Below are 20301 nucleotides of genomic sequence, written 5' to 3'. Positions count from 1 at the left end.
CCGCTCGAAAGGGTCTCAATGCAACGCCTCGCGCAATTCGACGTCAGTCGACAATTCATTTCACGACCGGCCAAGATCACCTCGCAGATCATGTTCGGCGGATTTTGTGCAGCTGCCATGATCGGCTTGCGAACGCTATTCGACATCTGGGCTCCGACCTCGGGACCATTTGCGCTGGTTTATCCGACCTTACTGCTTGCAACGCTCTATGGTCATTGGCGCGCGGGCATCACGGCGATGATCGTCTCGTTTTTTTGGGCGTGGTATTTCATTTTGCCCGCCACAGGGTCGTTGGCATTTGTCGATCCGACCGATCCACAGCGCGTGATTCTAAATGCCTTGTGCTGCCTCGTGGTGATCATCTTCGCCGAGGGTTTTCGCAAAGCGGCCAGCATCACGGTTGAACAGATCCGCGAATCAGCCGATCGCAGACTGATGTTGCTCGCCGAGCTCGAACATCGGACCAAGAACAATTTCGCGCTTGTCGCAAGCATGCTCGAAATCCAGAAGGGGAGGCTCACGGACGAAGCCCTGCATGGTCCGCTCGACGACGCAGTCGGTCGTGTTCGGACCTTCGCCGATGCTTACAGCAATCTCGACCTGGAACATGCCGAGGAAACGACGGTGGCCATGAAGCCATACCTCGAGCTACTGCTCGATCGAATAGAACGTGCAGCGATCCCGAAGAACGTTAGCCTATTCCGCGAAATCGAGAATCTAATCGTTCCCCGCGATACAGCGGCTGCGATAGGGCTTTACCTCAACGAGGCGATTTCCAACGCGCTCAAATACGCCTTTCCCTCCGGCACTGCGGGCGCGATCGGTGTGTATTTCAACGTCGATGGCGCTCATTGGCACTTGTCCGTAGAAGACGACGGTGTGGGTGAGGCTGCCATCAAGGATGGCGCCGGGGGCCTGGGCTCAAAACTGATGACGGCATTTGCGAGCCAGGCGCAAGCAGAGCACGACGCCAGGCCGACTGCGAAGGGCTTTCGTGCCGAACTGACGGCCAGGAACGCGGATTTTCGGGAATCGATTGGGAATTGAAGCAGCAATAGATTGCCAACGCGACGGGCTAGATCCGCTCATGCAAGGCCGCAGCTCCACCCATTTTTAAGCATGAAAGGGCGCCGCAGCTGACGGATGGGTCTGCTTCAGGAGCGGCGGCGCCCCCCATCGCTCAATTTCAGCCCAGCGCTTGGCATTTGCCAAGCTCTGTTGCACCTAGGCGCCCGACATGATGCCAATCGATGGAAAAGCCTTATGACAAGCGTTGTCCATGGACAGCGTGTGGCCCTCGACACCTTCAATCCAAAAATTACGTTCCATTTCCCAGACTGCGACGTCACTCATAAAATGCCTCCAGTATTCCATACGAGACAAGGACCTGAAGCGCCGCCGGGTCGAATAATAGCAAGTCATCGTTCTTCTCCTGGATCGACATGGCCGTGGGGAATGTCCGCTTTCGGGAACTAATATCTCGAAGTGCTACGTCTTACATTGGGGCGCAAAGCGGACGCTGATATGGAGACGAGTAACGGTCAGACTGACAGCACCGCCATCACTTCCTCGGCAAACGAGATAGAGGGCGATAGTGGTGGAACTCGGGCGACGAAGCTCAGTTCTGCCCTCATGAACAGCAAACTCATCGCGGCGGGCGCCGCATCTGCCCTATTCGCATCTTTCTTGGCTGGATGCGGCTCGAACGAGACACCCGCTCCGGACAGCGAGCGCGTGCAGGCCCCGGCTACCGATGGGTCGGCCACGGGCGCTTCCGGTAAGGCTGGCGCTCCTCACGCGGTCGAAACCAATCCCGTCGGCGATCCCGATGCGCCTGATATTGCGGGCACCAATTGCATCGAAGAACTGGCGTCGACGGCGAACCAGCCCAAAGCGAGGATATCCATCCAGCGCGTGGAAGTCGACGAGACCGGGCCGACCCATTTCCTCATGATCGAGGGTGCAGAGGCTCCCTGGTCCTGCAAGACGCTGCCCAACGGCAGCGTGACCGAGCTCATGTACACCCAGGAAGGCTAGGTGTGACCGACGGACACCGCCTTCAGGATTAAGCCTTCTCACCTGATTTGGGCGGTTTGGCACAGTCCCAATTATTACTGACAAGCGTCGGTGCCCCCAACGCCACCTCGGTTCAGACCGAGACGTAGCCGCCGTCGATGACCAGTTCGTCGCAGGTCATGAAGCTTGCTGCATCCGAGCACAGGAACACCACGCCCCCAGCGATCTCCTCGGGCTTGCCCATGCGGCCCATCGCATGGCGCTGGCTCGATCCGGCCGCAGCGGTTGCCGCATCAGGCGCAAAACCCAGCTCGACATAGCGCTCGAAGATCGAATTGAGCAGGCCGGTATCGACCCCGCCCGGGTGAACGCTATTGACGCGTATCCCGTATCCGAGCGCTGCGAATTCCGCACCCATGCACTTGGTCAGCATCGCGACAGCCGCCTTGCTGGTGCAATAGGCCGCATTGAAAGCAGCTCCGCGCAAACCGCCAATGCTCGAGATATTGACGATCGAGGCACCGCTCGCGCGCGCCTTCGCCCCCTCGTGCAGCAGCGGCATCAGCGCCTGTGTACCCAGGATGACGCTGTCGACATTGACCGCGTTGACGGCATGGAACTGCTCAAGCGGGGTTTCCTCGAACTTGGTGACGATCGAAATGCCGGCATTGTTCACCAGCGCATCGAGCTGCCCGTATTCTTTCGAGACAAGGTCGCGCACCGCCTCCCAACCAGCACTGTCGGTCACGTCGTGGCGCAGGAAATGGTCGCATTCCAGATGATCGCCGCGCTCGCCCAGGTCTGTCCCCACGACCTGCGCCCCGGCAGCCTTTATTGCCTTGGCAATCGCGCTGCCGATGCCACCATTGGCCCCGGTCACCACGCAAACCACACCGTCCAACCCAATCGTCATTCCGCCCCCTCCGGTCAGGCAATTAACGAGAGGATTTCTAGCAGACCCGGCAAAATCGAGATACATCGAAATCGATAGGAATTGGGCAAGCGCGAACACTCGCGGCGAGATCTGCGCCGCTTTCGCGCGCCGCGCTTCCTGCCAAACTCCAGGACCGGGCCTGCAACGCACCCATCGGATGTCGCGCCGGGCAACCAAAAAGGGCCCGGCGTTCAGCCGGGCCCCTGGTTGCCCTTCACCCCCCAAAAGTGAAGAGCGGCGATCAAGTTTGGAGCGAGAGCGTTGCTCCGTCCCCGATCAGAACTCGATCGTCACCTCCGCACCGTAGGTGGTTGGCGCGTTGATCGTGCCGAAGCTCCAGAGCGCGAAGGTCGGAATGGGTTCCGTGCTGCCCGGCAAGACTCCGAAGGTGGTGCCGACATCCAGCACGTGCTGGAAGTAGTCGGCGCCGGTCAGGTTCCGCCCGAAGATCGAGACCTTGAAGTTCTCCGCCTTGTACGAAACCGACCCGTTGAGAAGCCCGAAGCTGTCGATCAGCCCGGGATTGCTGCCACCGGGCAGAGCCGTGTGCGTGTTGATGGTATTGGCGACGATGTAGTAGTCGTCCTTCAGCGCGTAATCGGCGGCAAAGACCAAGGAGTCGCCATTGCCCAGGACGTACTCGTAATTGACGTCTGCCTGAACCGTCCAATCGGGCGAACGACGCAGTTCGAAATCGGACTTGTCGATCAAGGCGAGATCGCCTGCATTGGGCCCTGCCAACAGCGGCGCCTGGTCGAACCATTCGTCGTAGCTTGCACTGAGATGACCCACTGACAAGCCGAAGGTCAGGCCGTCGGTCGGCATGATCCGGGTTTCGAGTTCGAAGCCGCTCAACGACGCCGCTGCAGCGTTCTGCACGATTGTGACGGTTGCCCCGCGCGGGTCGGGGAAGACGACGTCCTCCTGCTTGTCCTTGTATTTGGTATTGAAGTACGCACCGTTCACGATCAGGCGGTTGTCGAGCCATTCGCTCTTGAAGCCGACTTCCCAGTTCTCGACCGTTTCGGGGTTGTACGGCCCGAGCGTCAGGATGTTGTTGCCGCGGCCGTTGAAACCGCCCGAACGGAAGCCTTCCGAATAGGACGCGTAAATCAGTTGATCGCCAAAGTCGTAGCTGAGGCCGATCTTGGGAGTGAATTTTTTCCAGGTTTCCCGCCCTGTGGCGGTGCCCCCGCCAGGAATGGCGTTGTCGAACGAGGGGTCGGCGCGCCGTTCGGCGCTGCAATCGCCGTAGGAGACCAGAAACGTACGATTGTTGCGAGGACCTTGGCCGAGTCCGCCGCAGGCGGATTTCTTGTCGACCAGGTAACGGCCGCCCAGCGTCAGCGTCAGACCATCGAGAATCTCCCAGTCCAGCTGGGCGAAGGCCGCATAGCTCTTGGCACTTTGCTGGTAGTCGGTCCCGCCGACCTCTCCGCCGAAGAAGAAGGTCTGCTGATTGATATTGTAATCGCTCTCGAAGTAGTAGAGCCCGGCAACCAGCTGTGCCGCACCCAGATCGCCGTGATAGCGCAATTCGGCAGAAAGCTGATCGATCTGCTGTGGCCTGATCGTGTTGAACAGGGTCGCCGCCACGGCGTCGAATTCCTGGATCGCATTCTCGTCCGTGTCGCGATAATTGAACACCGCGTGGAATTCGTGGCCGTCGGCAAACTCGTAGCGTCCGTTCGCCGTGATCGAATGGGTGTCGAGCCTGGCATCCTGCTCCAGCGATGTGGTCGTGCGCCGGTGGAAGCTGGCATCGCTCGCTGGCGCGCCCAGGCCGGGGCTGCCCGGCGGGAAGCCGAACAACTGGTTGACATCGGTCAGCGAGGTAACAGGCCGGGTCGGCGTCCGATCGCGGATGTAATCATAGACCAGCGTTAGCTCGCCGCGATTGCCAAGCTCGAACTCGACCATCGGACTGATCATCAGCAGGTCGTTGTCGCCCTCGTCCACACCGCGAGTGATATTCTTGAAGTAACCGCCGCCATCGAGCCGCACCGCCGCAACCTTGGCCTTGATCGCGCCATTGGCGAATGAGGGGAGGTTGAGCACGCCCTTGATGTCGAACTGGTCGAAGCGACCGTAAGTGACGCTGAGCTTGCCCCCCATCTCGCCGGTTGGCCGATTACGACGGACATGCATCAGGCCGCCGATGGTGTTGCGCCCGAACAGTGTACCTTGCGGTCCGCGCAAGACTTCGATGGTCTCGGCATCGAAGACATTGAGTAGCGCGCCAGTGGTCGATGCCAGGTATACGCCATCGAGGAACACGCCGACCGGCGGATCGAAGCTTTTCTCGACATCGTTGAGCTGGATACCGCGGATCGAGATCGCCGCGGTTCCGTTGCCGAGGATCGGGTCGACCACAAGGTTTGGCGCGATGCTGCCGAGGTCGAGCAAGTCGCGGCTGAACTTCTGTTCTATCAGCTCCTCGTTGAGCGCGGTGACAGCGATGGCGACGTCCTGCACGTCTTCGGCGCGGCGGTTGGCCGTGACGATGATCTGACCGAAGCCGCCTTCCTGGGCTTCGGCAGCCTCTGCCTCACTGTCATCCTGCGCCCATGCAGGCGCAGCCGTTGCGAGCAGCGCGAGCGCGCTGACCGATGCCATAGTATATGGAAATGCGCGGAGCTTCACGTCAATCCTCCCCAATTGACCTTTCGATAAGTACAAGACATATATCGATTTCGATATAAGTCAATTGCGGCGGTTCGGCTTTTCTACACACGCTATCAAGATGGATAGGGCCAGCCGGGGAGAGGAGAAAATCCAATGACTCAGGCACGTGCTCTCGCCGCTTTTGCGATCGCCTTGTTGCTCGTTTCCTGTGGTGACACGGCCGACTTGGTCGGCGGAGAAACGCTGGGATCAACCGACGAATTTGCGACGGGCGAAGGGCTGATCGCTGATCGCGACAGCCTGCCAGGTGCAAAGCTCTATGCCGAGAATTGCGCCTCTTGCCATGACGGGAGCGTACCGAAAGCGCCGCACTTCCAGTGGCTTGAAATGATGTCGCCCGCCTCGATTGTCGCCGCGCTGAGCGGAGGCGTGATGGCCGAACAGGGCGCGATGCTCTCCGAAGATGAGAAGCTACGCGTGGCCGAATATATCACCCGGGTGGACCTTTCGGACGGACTGCCTGACGTGAATTATGCCGCCAAGTGTAAAGGTTCGGCAGCCCGGTTCGATCGCGCCAAGCCCGCCGTCCAGGCCGGCTGGGGCCACGATACGCGCCGGTTCGTTTCTTCGGCGCTCGGCGGCCTCGAGGGTGGCGATCTGGGCGAACTTGAGCTCAAATGGTCCTATGCATTCCCCAATGCGACCAAGGCACGCTCGCAGCCTGCGATCGGCTATGGCGCAGCCTACGTGGGCAGCGACGACGGTACGGTCTATGCCTTCGACCTTGAGACGGGCTGTGCGCGTTGGACTTTCAAGGCTTCCGCAGAAGTCCGCACGGGCATCGTGCTGGTCGATGGTGCTACGCCGATGGTCTATTTCGGGGATCTCACCAGCAAGCTCTACGCCGTCGATGCCCTGACCGGCGAGCAGCAGTGGTCGCGGCGAATGGACGACCACCCCAGCGCCACGCTGACGGGCACGCCGGCGTTCCATGACGGCACGCTATATGTACCGGTATCCTCGCTCGAGGTCGTCCCGGCGGCAGATCCGAATTACGAATGCTGTACCTTCCGCGGCCATCTCGACGCAATCGATGCCAAGAGCGGCGAAGTGAAGTGGCAGTTCTGGGCCATTCCCGAAGAGCCCAAGCGTAGCGAGAAAAACGGCAAGGCCAGCTACGCCCCGTCGGGCGCGCCGATGTGGACCAGCCCGACCGTGGATCCCAAGCGCGGCGTGCTCTATGCCGGGACCGGCGAGAACTATTCCTCGCCCGCTGACGGGAACAGCGACTCGATCTTCGCAATCGACCTTAACACCGGGCGGCGCGTGTGGCACCGCCAGACGATCTCGGGCGACGCGTGGAACGTCGCCTGCATGATGGAGGACAATCCCAACTGCCCGCCCGAACGCGGGCCGGACTTCGACCATTCCTCTTCGCCGCTGCTGATCGATGTGGGTGGCGGCAAGCAGGTGCTTGCGGTCGGCCACAAAAACGGCATGGTTTATGGGCTCGATCCCGACGCCAAGGGCAAGGTTCTGTGGGAGACCAAGATCGGTCGCGGCAGTATCCAGGGCGGCGTGCACTGGGGCATGGCGGCCGAGGGCACCACGGTCTATGTCCCGATCAACGACATGAACAACACGCGCAATGGCGATCCGCTCGATCCGAAAGCGGCTCGTCCGGGAATGCATGCGGTCGACGCGCGCACGGGCACGAAGCTGTGGAGCCAGGTACAGAAGAACGTCTGCGGCGAAGGTCGACCTTTCTGCGATCCGGGCGTGTCGGCTGCGGTGACGGCGATTCCCGGAGCAGTGGTCGCCGGACACATGGACGGCTGGATCAGGGCCTACGATCGTAAGTCCGGCAAGCGCTTGTGGGAGTTCAACAGCGCCAGACCGTTCGAAACGGTCAATGGCATGAAGGGGCGCGGCGGGAGCATGTCCGGGCCGGGCGCAGCGGTCGGCGACGGCCATCTCGTGATCAATTCCGGCTACGGCCTCTACCAGCACGAGGCCGGGAATGTGCTGCTGGTATTCGCGCCCAAGCGCTGATCAGTCGGCGTTACGGGCGAAGTCTTCCGGGCGGTCGAAATCGGCCAGAAGCTCCGCGTCGCAAGGGATGGTGCGGGCCGTCCGCAGCAATTCGCGCGCGCCTTGATCGCCGGTCAAAGCGATCAGCGCTGCAAAATGCTCTTTGCCGAACACCGCTGGAACCTGGGCCCGATCGCCATTGGCGGTGGCGACGATGTCGCCATCGCTGCGAGCAACGCCATCGAGTAGCGCTAGGAAATGGGCCTCAGGCACCAGTGGCATGTCGGCCAGCGCAATGAGGCAGGCATCGAGATGGCGCGGCAGCAGCGCCTCGACCCCCAGCGCGATCGAGTGCGACAAACCCAGCGCCGGATCGGGATTGGTGACGGTTTCGAATTGCTCGGGCAGCTGCAAGCGGCTGTCCTCGCCGACCACGGCGATATGCGCAGCGAAGGGCAGGGCAGCGAGCGTATCGGCGGCATGGCGAGCGAGCGGCTTGCCGCGCCAGTCCTGCGCCAGCTTGTCCTGCGGTCCGAACCGCCGCGATCGACCGGCGGCGAGGAGCACCAATCCCACGTGGCCCACGCCGGTCATCGAGCCACTCCTGTCGCGAGCGGGTTTATATCGATATCGATAGGTATTGGCATTACTGCCGACATGCCATAGGTTTGGGTGTAAGACGAGGGTGGAGAAGGAGAGCCAAGCGCCATGACCGAAATTTCGCTGGAGGTGAACGGCAGGCCGACAAAGCTCGATCTGCCCGACAACACGCTGCTCATTCATGCTTTGCGCGATCATTTGCGGCTGACAGGCGCGCACTTGGGCTGCGACACAAGCCAGTGCGGTGCTTGCACCGTCCATGTCGACGGCAAGGCGGTGAAGAGCTGCGCCATGCTCGCGGTCCAGGCCGACGGGTGCAGCGTCACCACCATCGAAGGGCTGGCGAAAGAGGGCGAACCGCTCCATCCGATGCAGCAGGCCTTCCATGACAATCACGGGTTGCAATGCGGCTTCTGCACGCCTGGCATGGTGATGGTCGGACTCGATATCGCGCGGCGCCACGGCAAACCCGATCCGGCAACTGTACGCGAGGAACTTGAAGGCAATCTCTGCCGCTGCACAGGCTACCAGAACATCATCGCCTCTATCGTCGAAGGGGCGAGTAAGATGGAGGGCCGGCCATGAATATTGCGGCTACCAGCGTGAAATTCGGCCAGTCGGTCAAGCGGCAGGAAGACGGCCGCTTCCTGCGCGGCAAGGGCAAATATGTCGACGACATGATCCTGCCGGGACAGCTCTATGCCGCCTTCGTGCGCTCGCCGATGGCGCATGCGCGGATCACCGGGCTGGATATCGAAGGTGCCTCAGGAATGCCTGGGGTCCGCCGCATCCTGACCGGCCAGGAACTGGTCGACGCGGGCCTGCCCGCGCTGCCTTGCGGCTGGGCGATCACCTCGCGCGATGGAGTGCCAATGAAGGTCGGCGTGCGCAATGCGCTGGCGGTCGACCGCGTCCGCTATGTCGGCGAGCCGGTTGCTCTGGTCATCGCCGAGACGCAGGCGCAGGCGCGCGATGCGGCTGAAGCCGTCATGGTCGATTACGATGACATGCCTGCCCTGGTCGACGTGCTCGATGCAACGGCAGATGACGCGACACTGATCCATGACGAGATAGCCGGAAACTGCGCCTTCGATTGGGAACTGGGCGATGCAGCCGCGACCGAATCCGGTTTCGCCGGAGCTGCGCATCGCGTCGCGCTCACGCTGCGGAACAACCGGCTCGTCCCCAATGCGATAGAGCCGCGCGCAATCAACGCGCAATGGGATGCGGGAAGCGAAGAGCTCACCGTCTACATGACGCATCAGAATCCGATCGGCATGCGCATGTTCTATGCTGCCGCCTTCGGACTGGCATCGGAGCACAAGCTGCGGATGGTTTCGCCCGATGTGGGCGGCGGTTTCGGGTCGAAGGCGCACAACTATCCCGAGGAAGTCGCGGTGACATTCGCATCCAAGCTGGTCGAAGGGCCGGTCAAATGGACCGCCGATCGCAGCGAGGCATTCCTAACCGATGCACATGGCCGCGATCACCTGACCGATGTCGAACTTGCGCTCGATGCCAAGGGCCGCTTTCTTGCGCTCAGGGTCGATACGCAGGCCAATGTCGGCGGCTATCTGTCGAGCTCTGGCTCGCTGGTGCCGACCTACATGTATGCGACCATGCTTTCGGGCCAGTATGCGATCCCGGCTATCCATGCGCGGGTGCGTGCGATCTATACCAACACCTGCCCGGTCGACGCCTATCGCGGCGCCGGGCGACCCGAGGCGGCCTATGTGATCGAACGGATCGTCGATGTCGCCGCGCGCGAGCTCGGAATCGATCCGGCCGAAATCCGGCGGCGCAATTTCATCCGCCAGTTCCCGTACCAGACTCCGGTCGTCTACGAGTATGACTCGGGCGACTATGAGAAGACGCTCGATGCGGCGCTCGAACTCGCCGATTACCGCGGGTTTGCCGGCCGCAAGGCCGAGAGCGAGGCGCGCGGCAAGCTGCGCGGGCTCGGGCTCGCCGCCTATGTCGAGGCCTGCGGCATCGGCCCCTCGGGCAAGCTAGCGAAGCTCGGCGGCGGCGCGGGCATGTGGGAATCGGCCGAGGTACGCGTGCATCCCGTCGGTACGGTCGAAGTGCTCACCGGCGCGCATTCGCATGGTCAGGGCCATGCGACGACTTTCGCGCAGATCGTGTCCGACCGCTTCGGTGTCCCGATCGAGAATGTCTCTGTCATCCAGGGCGATACAGCGCGCATCCAGGCGGGCACCGGCACCTATGGCTCGCGCGCTTCGGTCGGCATGTCTGCGACGCTGCGCGCCTGCAACCAGATCATCGAGAAGGGCAAGAAGATCGCCGCGCATCTGATGGAGGTCGATTACGACGCGGTCGAGTTCGAGGACGGCATTTTCTCGAGCAAGGACAGCAATGTCACCATCGCCTTTGCCGAAATGGCCTTCGCCGCGCATGCCGCATCGGGCTTCCCGACCGACGAGATCGAGCCCGGCCTCGTCGCGACCAGCTTCTTCGATCCGCCCGAGTTCACCTATCCGGCGGGCGTCTATGTGTGCGAAGTAGAGATAGATCCCGACACCGGAACGGTCGAGGTCGCGAGCTTCTGCGCTGCCGACGATTTCGGCAATGTCGCCAACCCGATGATCGTCGAAGGCCAGGTCCACGGCGGGGTGACACAGGGCATCGGACAGGCGCTGTGGGAGAACGCGCTCTACGATCCCGACACCGGCCAGCTGATGTCGGCGAGTTTCATGGACTACGGCATGCCGCGTGCGGGCGGCGTCCCCGAATACAAGCTCGTCTTCAGTGGCACGCCATCGCCGAGCAATCCGCTGGGCATGAAAGGCTGCGGCGAGGCTGGCGCGATTGGTTCGCCGCCCGCGATCATCAATGCGGTCTGCAATGCGCTGGACGTGCGTCATGTCGATATGCCAGCGACGCCGGAGAAGATCTGGCGGCTGTGCCAACAGGGGGAGCAGGGCTGATGTACGAGTTTACCTATCGCCGCCCCAGTTCGCTCGATGAGGCCAAGAGGCTGATTGCCGAGGAGGACGGACAGGCGCTGTCGGGCGGACAGACGCTGATGCCGGTGCTGCGCGCTCGCCTCGCCATGCCTAGCATGCTCGTCGACCTGACCCGGCTCGACGAGCTCAAGAGCGTGAGCATGGAGGGCGAGCGCATCGTCATCCTTGGTGCGACCACCCATGCGGAAGTAGCGAGCAATCCGTTGGTGCATGAGCATTGTCCGGCACTAGCCGCACTCGCTGGCGGGATCGGCGATCCGCAGGTGCGCCATCGCGGCACAATCGGCGGATCGGTCGCCAATAACGATCCGGCGGCCTGTTATCCCAGTGCCTGCCTTGCGCTCGATGCCGAAATTCGCACCGACCGGCGCACGATTGCGGCGCGCGATTTCTTCACCTCCATGTTCGAAACTGCGCTCGAGCAGGGCGAGATCGTCACGGCGGTGAGCTTCCCCGCCTGCCGCGAGGCGCATTACGAGAAGTTCCCCAATCCCGCCTCGCGCTTCGCGCTGATCGCGGTCTTCGCCGCGCGGCTGGGTGGCCAGACCCGGCTTGCCGTGACGGGTGGCGGCACGGGCGTATTCCGCTGGCAGGGCGGCGAAGGGGCGGCGGACCAGGGCGGCGATCTCGCCACTGCTTCGCTCGACGAGGCGCATTTCACCGGCGATCTCCACGCCAGCACCGCATATCGCATGCATCTCACCCGGGTAATGGCGCAGCGCGCGCTCGCCGCAATCGGCTGACAAGGATATTGCACACCAATGGAAATCAAGGGTTCCTATCACCTGCCCTGCGAACCGCAGCGCGCCTGGGAAGCGCTCAACGATCCCGAATTGCTCAAATCATGCCTGAAGGGTTGCGAGCGGCTGGAGAAGACCGCCGACGACCGGTTCGAGGGCACGGTCCAAGCCAAGGTCGGCCCGGTCAACGCACGATTCAGTGGCTCGCTCACACAGACCGAGGTCAATGCGCCGCACGGCTGCACCATGGTGTTTGAAGGGCAGGGCGGGGTCGCCGGTTTCGCCAAGGGACAGGCCGATGTGTCGCTCGACGCGGTCGATGGCGGGACGCAGCTGTCCTATCTCGCCGACGCCAAGATCGGCGGCAAGCTGGCGCAAATGGGCGCGCGTTTGGTCGAAGGCACTGCACGCTCGATGGCCGAGGATTTCTTCGGCAAGTTCTCTGCCGCGCTTGGCGGTGATCAGAGCGCGGCAGTTGAAGCGGCGCCACTTGCTAAGGAAGCGCCTGCCGAACCAATGCCCGAGCCGGCGGCTTCGGGTTCTGGCCGTATCTGGCTTGCGCTTGTCGCGCTCCTGGTCGCGCTGCTGGCCATCTACTGGCTGACGTGACACAAGCGCGCCCGTGTTCGACGCGCCGCGCATCCTCTCCTTCCTCAGGGACTCGCTGACACGGGGGCAGCGCGCCTGCCTCGTCACCGTGACCGACGTCACCGGCGCATCGGTGCGCAATCCGGGCGCGCATATGGCGGTGGTAGAGGACGGGAGGTTCTCGGGCTCGCTGTCGGGCGGCTGTATCGAGCAGGCGGTGGTGGGCGAGGCGCTCAAGGCGATCGAGGCCGGGATGCCGCACCGGATCGCATATGGCGCTGGCACACCGATCATCGACATCCGCCTGCCGTGTGGCGGGCGGGTCGACCTGCTGTTCACTCCTCTGTGCGACCCCGCGATCGTCGAGGAATTGCTCGAGCGCCTGGACGCGCGCGAAGCGGCTCTGCTTGCGCTGCCGACCGGAACGGAGCCGGCGCAACTGCGCGAAAGCGGCGAGACCGGCTGGGATGGCGAACATTTCCTCGTGCGCCATCATCCGCCGCTGCGGCTGGTGATCGCGGGCCACGGCGGCACGGTGGAGACACTGGTCAGGCAGGCAGCCGCGCTCGACATCGAATGCTGTGTTGCAAGTCCCGACCCACTGATCGTGGAGGCCCTGGCCTCTGGTGACGCTCAAACGCAGCTGCTGGGGCGGCTGGGCGAGCCGCTCGGCTTTGCGCTCGACCAGTGGACCGCTGCCGCGTTCTTCTTTCACGATCACGACTGGGAAACCGCGTTGATGGCAGAGGCGCTCGCCTCGCCCGTGTTTTACGTGGGCGCGATGGGAAGCCACGCCACGCATGAAAGCAGGATCGGGCTGCTGCGAGATGCAGGCGCCGCGGAAAGCGCGATCGATCGCATCGTCGCGCCGATCGGGCTCATCCCCTCCTCGCGCGATCCGGAAACGCTGGCGCTCTCGGTGCTGGTGCAGGTGGTCGACCGTTACAACGCGGTGATCGGCGCGCAATTCAGTCCTTCGCGCGATCCCTGAGAAAGCGATCGAGCACAGCGGTGTCGTAGAAATAGGGCAGCATCCGTTTGATCTTGCCACCCTCGATTTCGAAAAGTTCGGCGACCGGCATGATGAAGTCCCCATCATCGCTGTCGAACACGAGGTCGAGCAGTGAGACCACTTGGCTTTCATTGGCTGTCATCGACTTGAGCTGGACATCGCGCGGCTGCAGCGCCCCAAGCACCGAGCCGAACACTCTCTCAAGCGCATCTTTGCCGCGATAGGCACCACCGAAGGAGAGCCCCGCCGGTTCGACGATCTCGAAATCGTCGCAGAGCAGCGTTTCCAGTTTCGCCCAGTCGCTCGCGAACCCGCAATCATAGACGCTCTGGGCGAGAGCAATGTTCTCCTGGTGACGCGACAATCCGGCCCCCCCTCAATCTTCCTTCAATTTGAAGCTTTGCAAGGCGAGATCGGCCCGCTTGAGCGCGGCACGGACGGTTTCGATATTTTCTTCTCCGATCGATTCCATCAGCAGGCCGACAACCTGCTCGCTGAGCTTGTTCGCCTGCAAGGCAACCTCACGCCCGTTGCTGGTGAGCGAAACCATGCGCACGCGTGAATCCTGCTTGCCCTGTTCGCGCTCGACATAACCGAGCTTTTCGAGCCGCTTGATCTGATGCGAGATCGTCGATTGGGGCAGGGCCATGAACCGCACGATTTCTCCGGCCGGCAGAGGGCCGTGTTCCAGCACGACAACCATCATGCGCGACATCACCAGGTCGACGCCCCAGGTCTGGAAGTAGGGGTTGCAGACCCGCGCCATTTGCGCATTCAATCGGTGCGTGAGGAACGAGACACGCTCCATCAGCGGCGGCAATGCTATTTTGGTATCGGTTCCGCTCATCGGGTTCCCCCCACAGGGCCTTCTGTGTCTTGCTCGAATTTCGGATAGCGCCCCAGTAGGGGCATTAACAATGCCGCGATAGCAAAGAATCCCGCGGCGACCATGAAGCTGGCGTCGTAGCTTCCCGTGCGATCGTGGACCGTCGCAAACAGGAATGGCGCGGTCGCGCTGCCGGTCGCCAACGCGGCATAGGCGAGCGCATAAATCTTCGAGTAGTGGGCCAGGCCGAAATAGCGGGCGGTGAGGAACGCGAGCAAGTCAAGTTCGGCGCCCGCAGCGAGGCCGAGCAGAGCACAGGCAATGAGCAGCGTGGTCGGATCGGTCGCATCGCGCAAGATGTAGCTGGCGGCAGCGGGAAGAAGCAGGACGACCGTCGCGACACCCGGAGCCCATATCCGGTCGACCACGAAACCTACGAGGATGCGCCCGGGGATCATGGCGATGCCGATCGCCCCGGCAAAGGCTGCGGCGGCCTGCGCCTCGATACCGCGATCGATCAGCGCGGGGACGAGGTTGGTCAGCGTACCGGAGATCGCCAGGTAACCTAGCAGGATCGAGAGCGATAGTACCCAGAACCGGTAGCTGCGCAGCGCTTCGCCGAGGGAAAGTCCGGTGAGATTGCGCGCTGAATCGCCCCCTGCGGCATTGTTCGGGTCGGTACGCAACCAGAGCCACACCAGCGGGAGGGCTAGGGCGACCGGCAGGAGGGCGGCACCCCGAAGCGCAAAGCGCCAGCCGCCATATTCGACCAGCACGACGATGAAGCTGGGGAGCAGCAGCGCAACCAGCGCCGTGCCGACGAGCGCGAGGCCGAGCGCGGCGCCGCGCGCTTTCTCGAAACTGCCCGAGACAACGCGCGACCACAGCACCGGATTGGTGCCTGCTCCCAGGATCGCGCTGGCGGCGAAGCCGAGATAGAATATGGTCAGCGTCGTAGCGGAAGAAGCGATCAGCAGGCCGAGCGACACGCCGATGATCGATGGCAGCGCGACAACGCGCGCGCCGAAACTGTCGATCATCCAGCCGGTGACCGGCGCGGTGAGCGCACCGAGGCCCGAGCTGAACAGGATGGCGAGCTGGATATCCGCCCGAGCCCAGCCAAGGTCCGCTTCGATCGGGCGGGTTAGCGGTCCGATGGCGTAGAAGGGGAGGGCGATGGCGCTCAGGCCCACGCCGACCGCGCAGGCGACCAGCAGCGTCCATCCGCCCCTCAGCTCCTGCCAGCCAGCGGCGCCGCTCAAGCAGCGCCTCCGAACTCGAGCCTTGCCTCGCCCAGGCCCGGACATTCGAGGTGATAGGTCGCGGAAGCTTCCATCGCGATCGCCGGACCCATCGCGCCGGTCAGAATGATGTCGCCCGCCTGCAGTTGCCGCCCGCGCCGGTGCGAGTCCACGACGAACCAGCGATAGACTTGGAGCACGCTGCCAAGACAGGCCGAGGCGCGTCCTTCGCTGATCGTCGCGCCATTCGCGGTGATCACCATGGTCGTATTTTCGAAATCGGCGTCCGCTGGAGCGACCGATTGCGGCGCACGCATCAGCCAACCGCAGCAGGCATTGTCCGCCGTCGCCCCGCCGATCGCGCGCGGCCAGCCGAGGAAACGTGAATCCGCGATTTCATAGGCCGCGCTGACCGAAGCGAGCGAGGCGACAAGCTCGGCATTGCTTGCCCCGGCTTGTGGCACGGATGCGAGTTCGAGCAGTATCTCGCCCTCGATCCGGGGGCTGATCACGGCGCCGGGGGGCAGGCTCGCGCCATCTTCCAGCATGGTGTCGGCATAGATTACCCCGATCATCGGCTCGCTCGCGCCGAACATGTCGAGCGCGGTCTGTGACGTAAGGCCGAGCTTCCAGCCGATCGGCTTGCGTCCGGCCTTTACGAACAGCGCGTTAAGCGCGGCCTGGATCGCGCGCCCCCGGTCGACGTCGCGCGATGCGGCAAGTTCGGGCTCGCAGTCGATCGCTTGCCGGTCGCGCCAGGCCACGAACAGCTTGTCGGCGATAGTGTCGGCGTTGCTATCCATGAGGTCAAACCTCGATCGCGATGGTTTCGCCTTCCCAATCGCGCGCGGCATCGGCGACGGCTCGATAGAAATCGTAGAGCGTTTCGTTGACGCGGTAGACCTCGACCATGTGGCCGAGTGCGGCGGTGGTATCGATATGGGCTGCGCCGCGCTTCTCGGGCGTCACCAGCTCGGTCGCGACCTCGTGACCCTGCGCGCGATAATGCGCGATCATCGCGTCGTAGTTTTCGGGGAACAGCGCGAGGTGGTGAAGCCCTTCCTCGCTGGCCGCATACATATCGCGAAATGCCGAGCGGTTGCTGCAATGCTGCATGACCAGCTCGATCTGAAGCGGACCAGCCTGGGCATGCGCCGCGCTGATATCGAGCGCGCTGGGCTCTCCGCGATAGCTCACCGGCTCGAGCCCGATGTGACGCCGCACGAGGAAGGGTCCGATCCCCATCATTCGCGCGAAACGCGGCATCGCCTCGTCGATATCCGCGACGTGGTAGGCGACTTGCACGAAGTGCTGACGCTCAGGCGTGCTCGACGGCGGTCGCAAGTCCCTCTCCCATTGTATCGAAATCGATACTTCACCCCCGGAACGTTTGATGTCAATAAGCAGGGGACATGGGAGGAATAGCGGGCGTGACGCAGGATCAGACACCGGAAGCTGTGGTGCGCGCCTTTGTCGACGCCTGGCGTGGTCCCGATCTCGACCGCGTCTGCGCGCTGCTGGGCGAGGACATTGCCTATCACAACATTCCGATGGAGCCGCTGACAGGCAAACCGTCGGTGGAGGGCTATCTTCGTGCAGCCGGGCCGTTCGAGGAAAGCGACTGGGAATTGCTGCACATTGCCGCGGTGGGCGAGCATGTCCTCACCGAGCGGGTCGACAGGATGTTGGTTGGCGGCAAGCGGATCGCGCTGCCGCTGATGGGCATTTTTCGGGTATCGGGCGGGTTGATCCGCGAATGGCGCGACTATTTCGACCTCGCCATGTATCGTGCCCAGATGGGTTGAAGGGAGTGAGATTGCGATGAAACTGGGCCTTGAAGGGCGCACCGCGCTGGTGATGGCGGGAAGCCAGGGGATCGGGCTCGCTTCGGCGCAGGGGTTCCACGCGGCGGGCGCCAATGTGGCGATCTGCGCGCGTTCGCAGGGGCCGCTGGACGAGGCTGCCGCCAGCATGCCCGGCTGCCTCGCCATGACCGCCGATGTCACCAGCGAGGCCGATATCGATGCCTTCGTCGCCGCGACGAAGGAGCAGTTCGGTGCGGTCGATATCCTCGTCAACAATGCGGGCGGGCCGCCGCCCGGCTCCTTTGCCGAGCTGGGTGATGACGACTGGGCGAGGGCGGTCGAACTGACGCTGATGTCCGCCATCCGGGCGACGCGTGCGGTCCTGCCCGGCATGAAGGAGCGCGGCTGGGGGCGGATCCTCAATGTCTCTAGCTTTGGCGTGAAGCAGCCGGTGCCCAATCTCACGCTGTCGAACAGCATCCGCATGGCGGTGCTCGGCTGGGCCAAGACGCTCGCCAACCAGGTCGGCCCGGACGGGATCACCGTCAATACCGTCTGCCCCGGCTGGACCCGCACCGCGCGGGTCGAAAAGCTCTTCGCGCAGCAGTCGGCGCAGACCGGCAAGACTGAGGCAGAGATCGAGGCGGGCCTCGTGCAGAATATCCCGCTGCGGCGCGCGGGCGAAGCGGAGGACATCGCCAATTGCGTCGTCTTCCTCGGCTCAGAGGCGGCGAGCTATATCACCGGGACCGCGATCGCCGTCGACGGCGGCGCGGCGCAGGGCTACGCATGAGCCTCGCTGACGCAAAAGTGATCGACATCCACGCCCATGCGGTGCTGGAGGAGACCTTCGGCACGGCGGGCACATTCGGCCCCGAGCTGACCGAAGAAGATGGCGTGCCCGTCTTCCGCATCGGCAGCTACAAGTTGCGCGGCGTAAAGTACCGCGGCAGCGCCTTCATGGACCCCGAAGTGCGGGTTGCGGCGATGGACCGCGCAGGGATCGACTGGCAGCTGCTCTCGCCCAATCCGCTGACCTATTTCCATTTCATCCCGCCCGTCGAGGCGGCCGATTTCTGCCGTCGGCACAATGACACCATGGCTGCGTTGGTGGCGGCTCGCTCGGATCGTTTCGGAGGCGCGGCGGCACTTCCGATGCAGGATGTGCCCGCGGCCACTGCTGAACTGCGCCGCGCGGTGACCGAGTTGGGCCTCAAGGCCGGCTACATCGGCACCGACATGCCGCACGGGTTCGACGACCCTTGCATGGACGCATTCTACGAGACCGTCTGCGAACTGGATGTCCCGCTCTTCATCCATCCCGCGCCCGCCGGGATCGATGGCCCCGCCGCCAGCCCCGCGCTGGCGAAGTACGAACTCGACATCATGCTCGGCTTCACCATGCAGGAATCGATCGCGGTAGCGACGCTGCTGTTCGGCGGAGTGCTGCATCGCCATCCCACCCTCAATATCTGCATCAGCCATGGAGGCGGTGCGCTGGCGCTGGTGTGGGGGCGGCTCGAGCATGCGGCGCACAAGCGCGCCTGGGCGCCCGATCATCTGCAGCGCGACGGCGCCTTTGCCGAACAACTCGGAAGGCTGTGGTACGACATCCACATGCATGACGATCGCGCGGTTGAGCTGCTGGTCGAGCGGGTCGGGACGGACCGCCTCGTCTACGGCACCAATTTCGCCGGGTGGGATGCGCCCGAGACATTCCGCGTACCGACGATGGACGTACCGCTCGCCGACAACGCGCGGAGACTGCTGAGGGGATAGGTCATGGACGAACACCGCACGAGCAACCCGATCCTGTCGAGCAGCAACCGCCTGAAGCTCGGCCTGTTCGGGCTCAATGTCTCGAACGGCTGTTCGATGGTCGAAGATCCGGCGACGCTCAATGTCACATGGGACGAGAGCAAGCGCATCGCGCAGACCGCCGACCGGCTAGGATTCGAGGCGATCATCCCGGTCGCGCGGTGGAAGGGTATGGGCGGCAAGGTCAATTTCAACCACCGCAATTTCGAGACCTTCACCTGGGCGGCGGGGCTATCGGCGGTGACCGAATATTCCTCGATCTTCGCGACCTTCCATGTGCCGACGGTTCACCCCGTCCGCGCGGCGAAGGAAGTGGCGACCATCGACCACATCTCAGGCGGGCGGTTCGGCCTCAACATCGTCGCAGGGTGGAATTACAAGGAAATCGCGATGTTCGGGCTGGAGCAGCGCGAACATGACGAGCGCTACGATTATTCGGACGACTGGATCGAGATGTGCAAGGCGCTGTGGACGCGCGAGGAGCCATTCGATTACGACGGGCCCTTCTTGCAATCGCCGCAGCTCTATTCGCAGCCCAAGCCGGTGCAGCGCCCTTGGCCGGCGCTGATGAGCGCAGGCAACAGCGCGCGCGGGCAGGAATTCGCGGCACAGCACACCGACGTCAATTTCGTCGTCGCGCAGAATATCGCCAAGGCGGGCGAGATCGCGGCGCGCGGGCGGGCGCTGGCGAAGGACAAGTTCGGACGAAAGATGCAGGTCTTCGGCCAGGCCTATGTAGTCTGCCGCGAGACCGAGAAGGAAGCGCAGGACTATATCCGCGAGGCGGTGGAGAAGCGCGGCGACTGGGAAGGTGTGCGAAATTTGCTCGACGTCCTGATCCCCAATTCGAAGAGCGCGCTGGGTGACGGGTGGGAAGCGATGGCCGCCAATCTCATCGCCGGTTACGGGGCGATCCCTTTGGTGGGCACCAAGGAGCAGGTGGTCGAAGGGCTTGTCAAGTTCGCCGATGCTGGGCTCGACGGGCTGACGCTCAGCTGGATCGACTATGATGCCGGCCTTGCGCAGCTCGAAAGCGAGATACTGCCGTTGATGCGGCAGGCGGGCCTGAGGGAGTAGC

Annotated in this window: 20 protein-coding genes; 12 read left to right on the top strand and 8 right to left on the bottom strand. The window is 63.2% G+C overall.

Features of this window, described 5'->3' with window-relative positions:
* Positions 1–18: 18 nt before the first annotated feature.
* Together P7228_RS01550 and P7228_RS01545 are read left to right on the top strand one after the other, a co-directional pair.
* Positions 19–1047, top strand: coding sequence for a sensor histidine kinase (locus tag P7228_RS01550; RefSeq protein WP_278016473.1), 1029 nt, complete (start codon positions 19–21; stop codon positions 1045–1047).
* Between the two features lie 585 nt (positions 1048–1632).
* Positions 1633–2037: a hypothetical protein gene (locus P7228_RS01545; RefSeq protein WP_278016472.1), complete on the top strand. Its 405-nt coding sequence runs from the start codon at positions 1633–1635 to the stop codon at positions 2035–2037.
* Between the two features lie 112 nt (positions 2038–2149).
* On the opposite strand, the gene P7228_RS01540 is transcribed toward P7228_RS01545, so the two are convergent.
* Together P7228_RS01540 and P7228_RS01535 are read right to left on the bottom strand one after the other, a co-directional pair.
* The gene (locus P7228_RS01540; RefSeq protein ID WP_278016471.1) at positions 2150–2929 is read right to left on the bottom strand and encodes an SDR family NAD(P)-dependent oxidoreductase; all 780 of its coding nucleotides are present in this window, start codon (positions 2927–2929) and stop codon (positions 2150–2152) included.
* Positions 2930–3226: 297 nt separating this feature from the next.
* Positions 3227–5593, bottom strand: coding sequence for a TonB-dependent receptor (locus P7228_RS01535; protein ID WP_278016470.1), 2367 nt, complete (start codon positions 5591–5593; stop codon positions 3227–3229).
* A 135-nt stretch (positions 5594–5728) separates the two neighbouring features.
* Between P7228_RS01535 and P7228_RS01530 the strand changes: the two genes are divergently transcribed.
* On the top strand, positions 5729–7627 hold the full coding sequence (locus tag P7228_RS01530; RefSeq protein WP_278016469.1) for an outer membrane protein assembly factor BamB family protein: 1899 nt from the start codon (positions 5729–5731) through the stop codon (positions 7625–7627).
* On the opposite strand, the gene P7228_RS01525 is transcribed toward P7228_RS01530, so the two are convergent.
* Entirely contained in the window at positions 7628–8200 is a 573-nt protein-coding gene (locus P7228_RS01525; protein WP_278016468.1) for a nucleotidyltransferase family protein, read from the bottom strand.
* 114 nt (positions 8201–8314) lie between these two features.
* On the opposite strand from P7228_RS01525, the gene P7228_RS01520 reads away from it, so the two are divergent.
* Genes P7228_RS01520 through P7228_RS01500 form a run of 5 tightly spaced genes read left to right on the top strand, consistent with a single transcriptional unit; the run spans position 8315 to position 13512 of the window.
* Positions 8315–8791 (top strand): (2Fe-2S)-binding protein, encoded by a 477-nt coding sequence (locus P7228_RS01520; RefSeq protein ID WP_278016467.1) that lies wholly within the window; start codon positions 8315–8317, stop codon positions 8789–8791.
* The gene (locus tag P7228_RS01515) at positions 8788–11154 is read left to right on the top strand and encodes a xanthine dehydrogenase family protein molybdopterin-binding subunit (protein WP_278016466.1); all 2367 of its coding nucleotides are present in this window, start codon (positions 8788–8790) and stop codon (positions 11152–11154) included. The genes P7228_RS01520 and P7228_RS01515 overlap by 4 nt, the downstream gene beginning before the upstream one ends.
* Complete coding sequence (locus P7228_RS01510) at positions 11154–11936, top strand: FAD binding domain-containing protein (RefSeq protein WP_278016465.1); 783 nt, start codon at positions 11154–11156, stop codon at positions 11934–11936. Before P7228_RS01515 ends, P7228_RS01510 begins: the two co-directional genes overlap by 1 nt.
* 18 nt (positions 11937–11954) lie before the next feature.
* Positions 11955–12542: an SRPBCC family protein gene (locus P7228_RS01505; protein WP_278016464.1), complete on the top strand. Its 588-nt coding sequence runs from the start codon at positions 11955–11957 to the stop codon at positions 12540–12542.
* 13 nt (positions 12543–12555) lie between these two features.
* On the top strand, positions 12556–13512 hold the full coding sequence (locus tag P7228_RS01500) for an XdhC family protein (protein WP_278016463.1): 957 nt from the start codon (positions 12556–12558) through the stop codon (positions 13510–13512).
* Here P7228_RS01500 and P7228_RS01495 read toward each other — a convergent pair.
* From P7228_RS01495 to P7228_RS01475, 5 genes are read right to left on the bottom strand one after another with little or no spacing between them, the layout of a single operon-like run.
* On the bottom strand, positions 13490–13897 hold the full coding sequence (locus tag P7228_RS01495; RefSeq protein WP_278016462.1) for a nuclear transport factor 2 family protein: 408 nt from the start codon (positions 13895–13897) through the stop codon (positions 13490–13492). The two genes, P7228_RS01500 and P7228_RS01495, sit on opposite strands and share 23 nt — an antisense overlap.
* A 12-nt stretch (positions 13898–13909) precedes the next feature.
* Positions 13910–14380: a MarR family winged helix-turn-helix transcriptional regulator gene (locus P7228_RS01490; protein WP_278016461.1), complete on the bottom strand. Its 471-nt coding sequence runs from the start codon at positions 14378–14380 to the stop codon at positions 13910–13912.
* A complete protein-coding gene (locus P7228_RS01485; RefSeq protein WP_278016460.1) occupies positions 14377–15621 on the bottom strand; it encodes an MFS transporter in 1245 nt (414 codons plus the stop codon). Before P7228_RS01485 ends, P7228_RS01490 begins: the two co-directional genes overlap by 4 nt.
* Positions 15618–16403: a 2-keto-4-pentenoate hydratase gene (locus tag P7228_RS01480; protein WP_278016459.1), complete on the bottom strand. Its 786-nt coding sequence runs from the start codon at positions 16401–16403 to the stop codon at positions 15618–15620. Before P7228_RS01480 ends, P7228_RS01485 begins: the two co-directional genes overlap by 4 nt.
* A 4-nt stretch (positions 16404–16407) precedes the next feature.
* A complete protein-coding gene (locus P7228_RS01475) occupies positions 16408–16944 on the bottom strand; it encodes a VOC family protein (protein WP_278016458.1) in 537 nt (178 codons plus the stop codon).
* 68 nt (positions 16945–17012) lie between these two features.
* On the opposite strand from P7228_RS01475, the gene P7228_RS01470 reads away from it, so the two are divergent.
* Genes P7228_RS01470 through P7228_RS01455 form a run of 4 tightly spaced genes read left to right on the top strand, consistent with a single transcriptional unit; the run spans position 17013 to position 20300 of the window.
* Positions 17013–17405 carry a limonene-1,2-epoxide hydrolase family protein gene (locus tag P7228_RS01470; RefSeq protein WP_278016457.1) on the top strand — a complete coding sequence of 131 codons (393 nt, stop codon included), beginning with the start codon at positions 17013–17015 and terminating at the stop codon, positions 17403–17405.
* 16 nt (positions 17406–17421) lie between these two features.
* On the top strand, positions 17422–18198 hold the full coding sequence (locus tag P7228_RS01465; RefSeq protein ID WP_278016456.1) for an SDR family oxidoreductase: 777 nt from the start codon (positions 17422–17424) through the stop codon (positions 18196–18198).
* Positions 18195–19184, top strand: coding sequence for an amidohydrolase family protein (locus tag P7228_RS01460; protein WP_278016455.1), 990 nt, complete (start codon positions 18195–18197; stop codon positions 19182–19184). Before P7228_RS01465 ends, P7228_RS01460 begins: the two co-directional genes overlap by 4 nt.
* Before the next feature lie 3 nt (positions 19185–19187).
* The gene (locus P7228_RS01455) at positions 19188–20300 is read left to right on the top strand and encodes an LLM class flavin-dependent oxidoreductase (protein WP_278016454.1); all 1113 of its coding nucleotides are present in this window, start codon (positions 19188–19190) and stop codon (positions 20298–20300) included.
* Position 20301 lies beyond the last annotated feature (1 nt).

The organism is Altererythrobacter sp. CAU 1644, from assembly GCF_029623755.1.
Lineage (GTDB): Bacteria > Pseudomonadota > Alphaproteobacteria > Sphingomonadales > Sphingomonadaceae > Erythrobacter > Erythrobacter arenosus.
The sequence above is the reverse complement of the archived record's forward strand: the minus strand, read 5'-3'. Positions and strand labels throughout refer to the sequence as shown.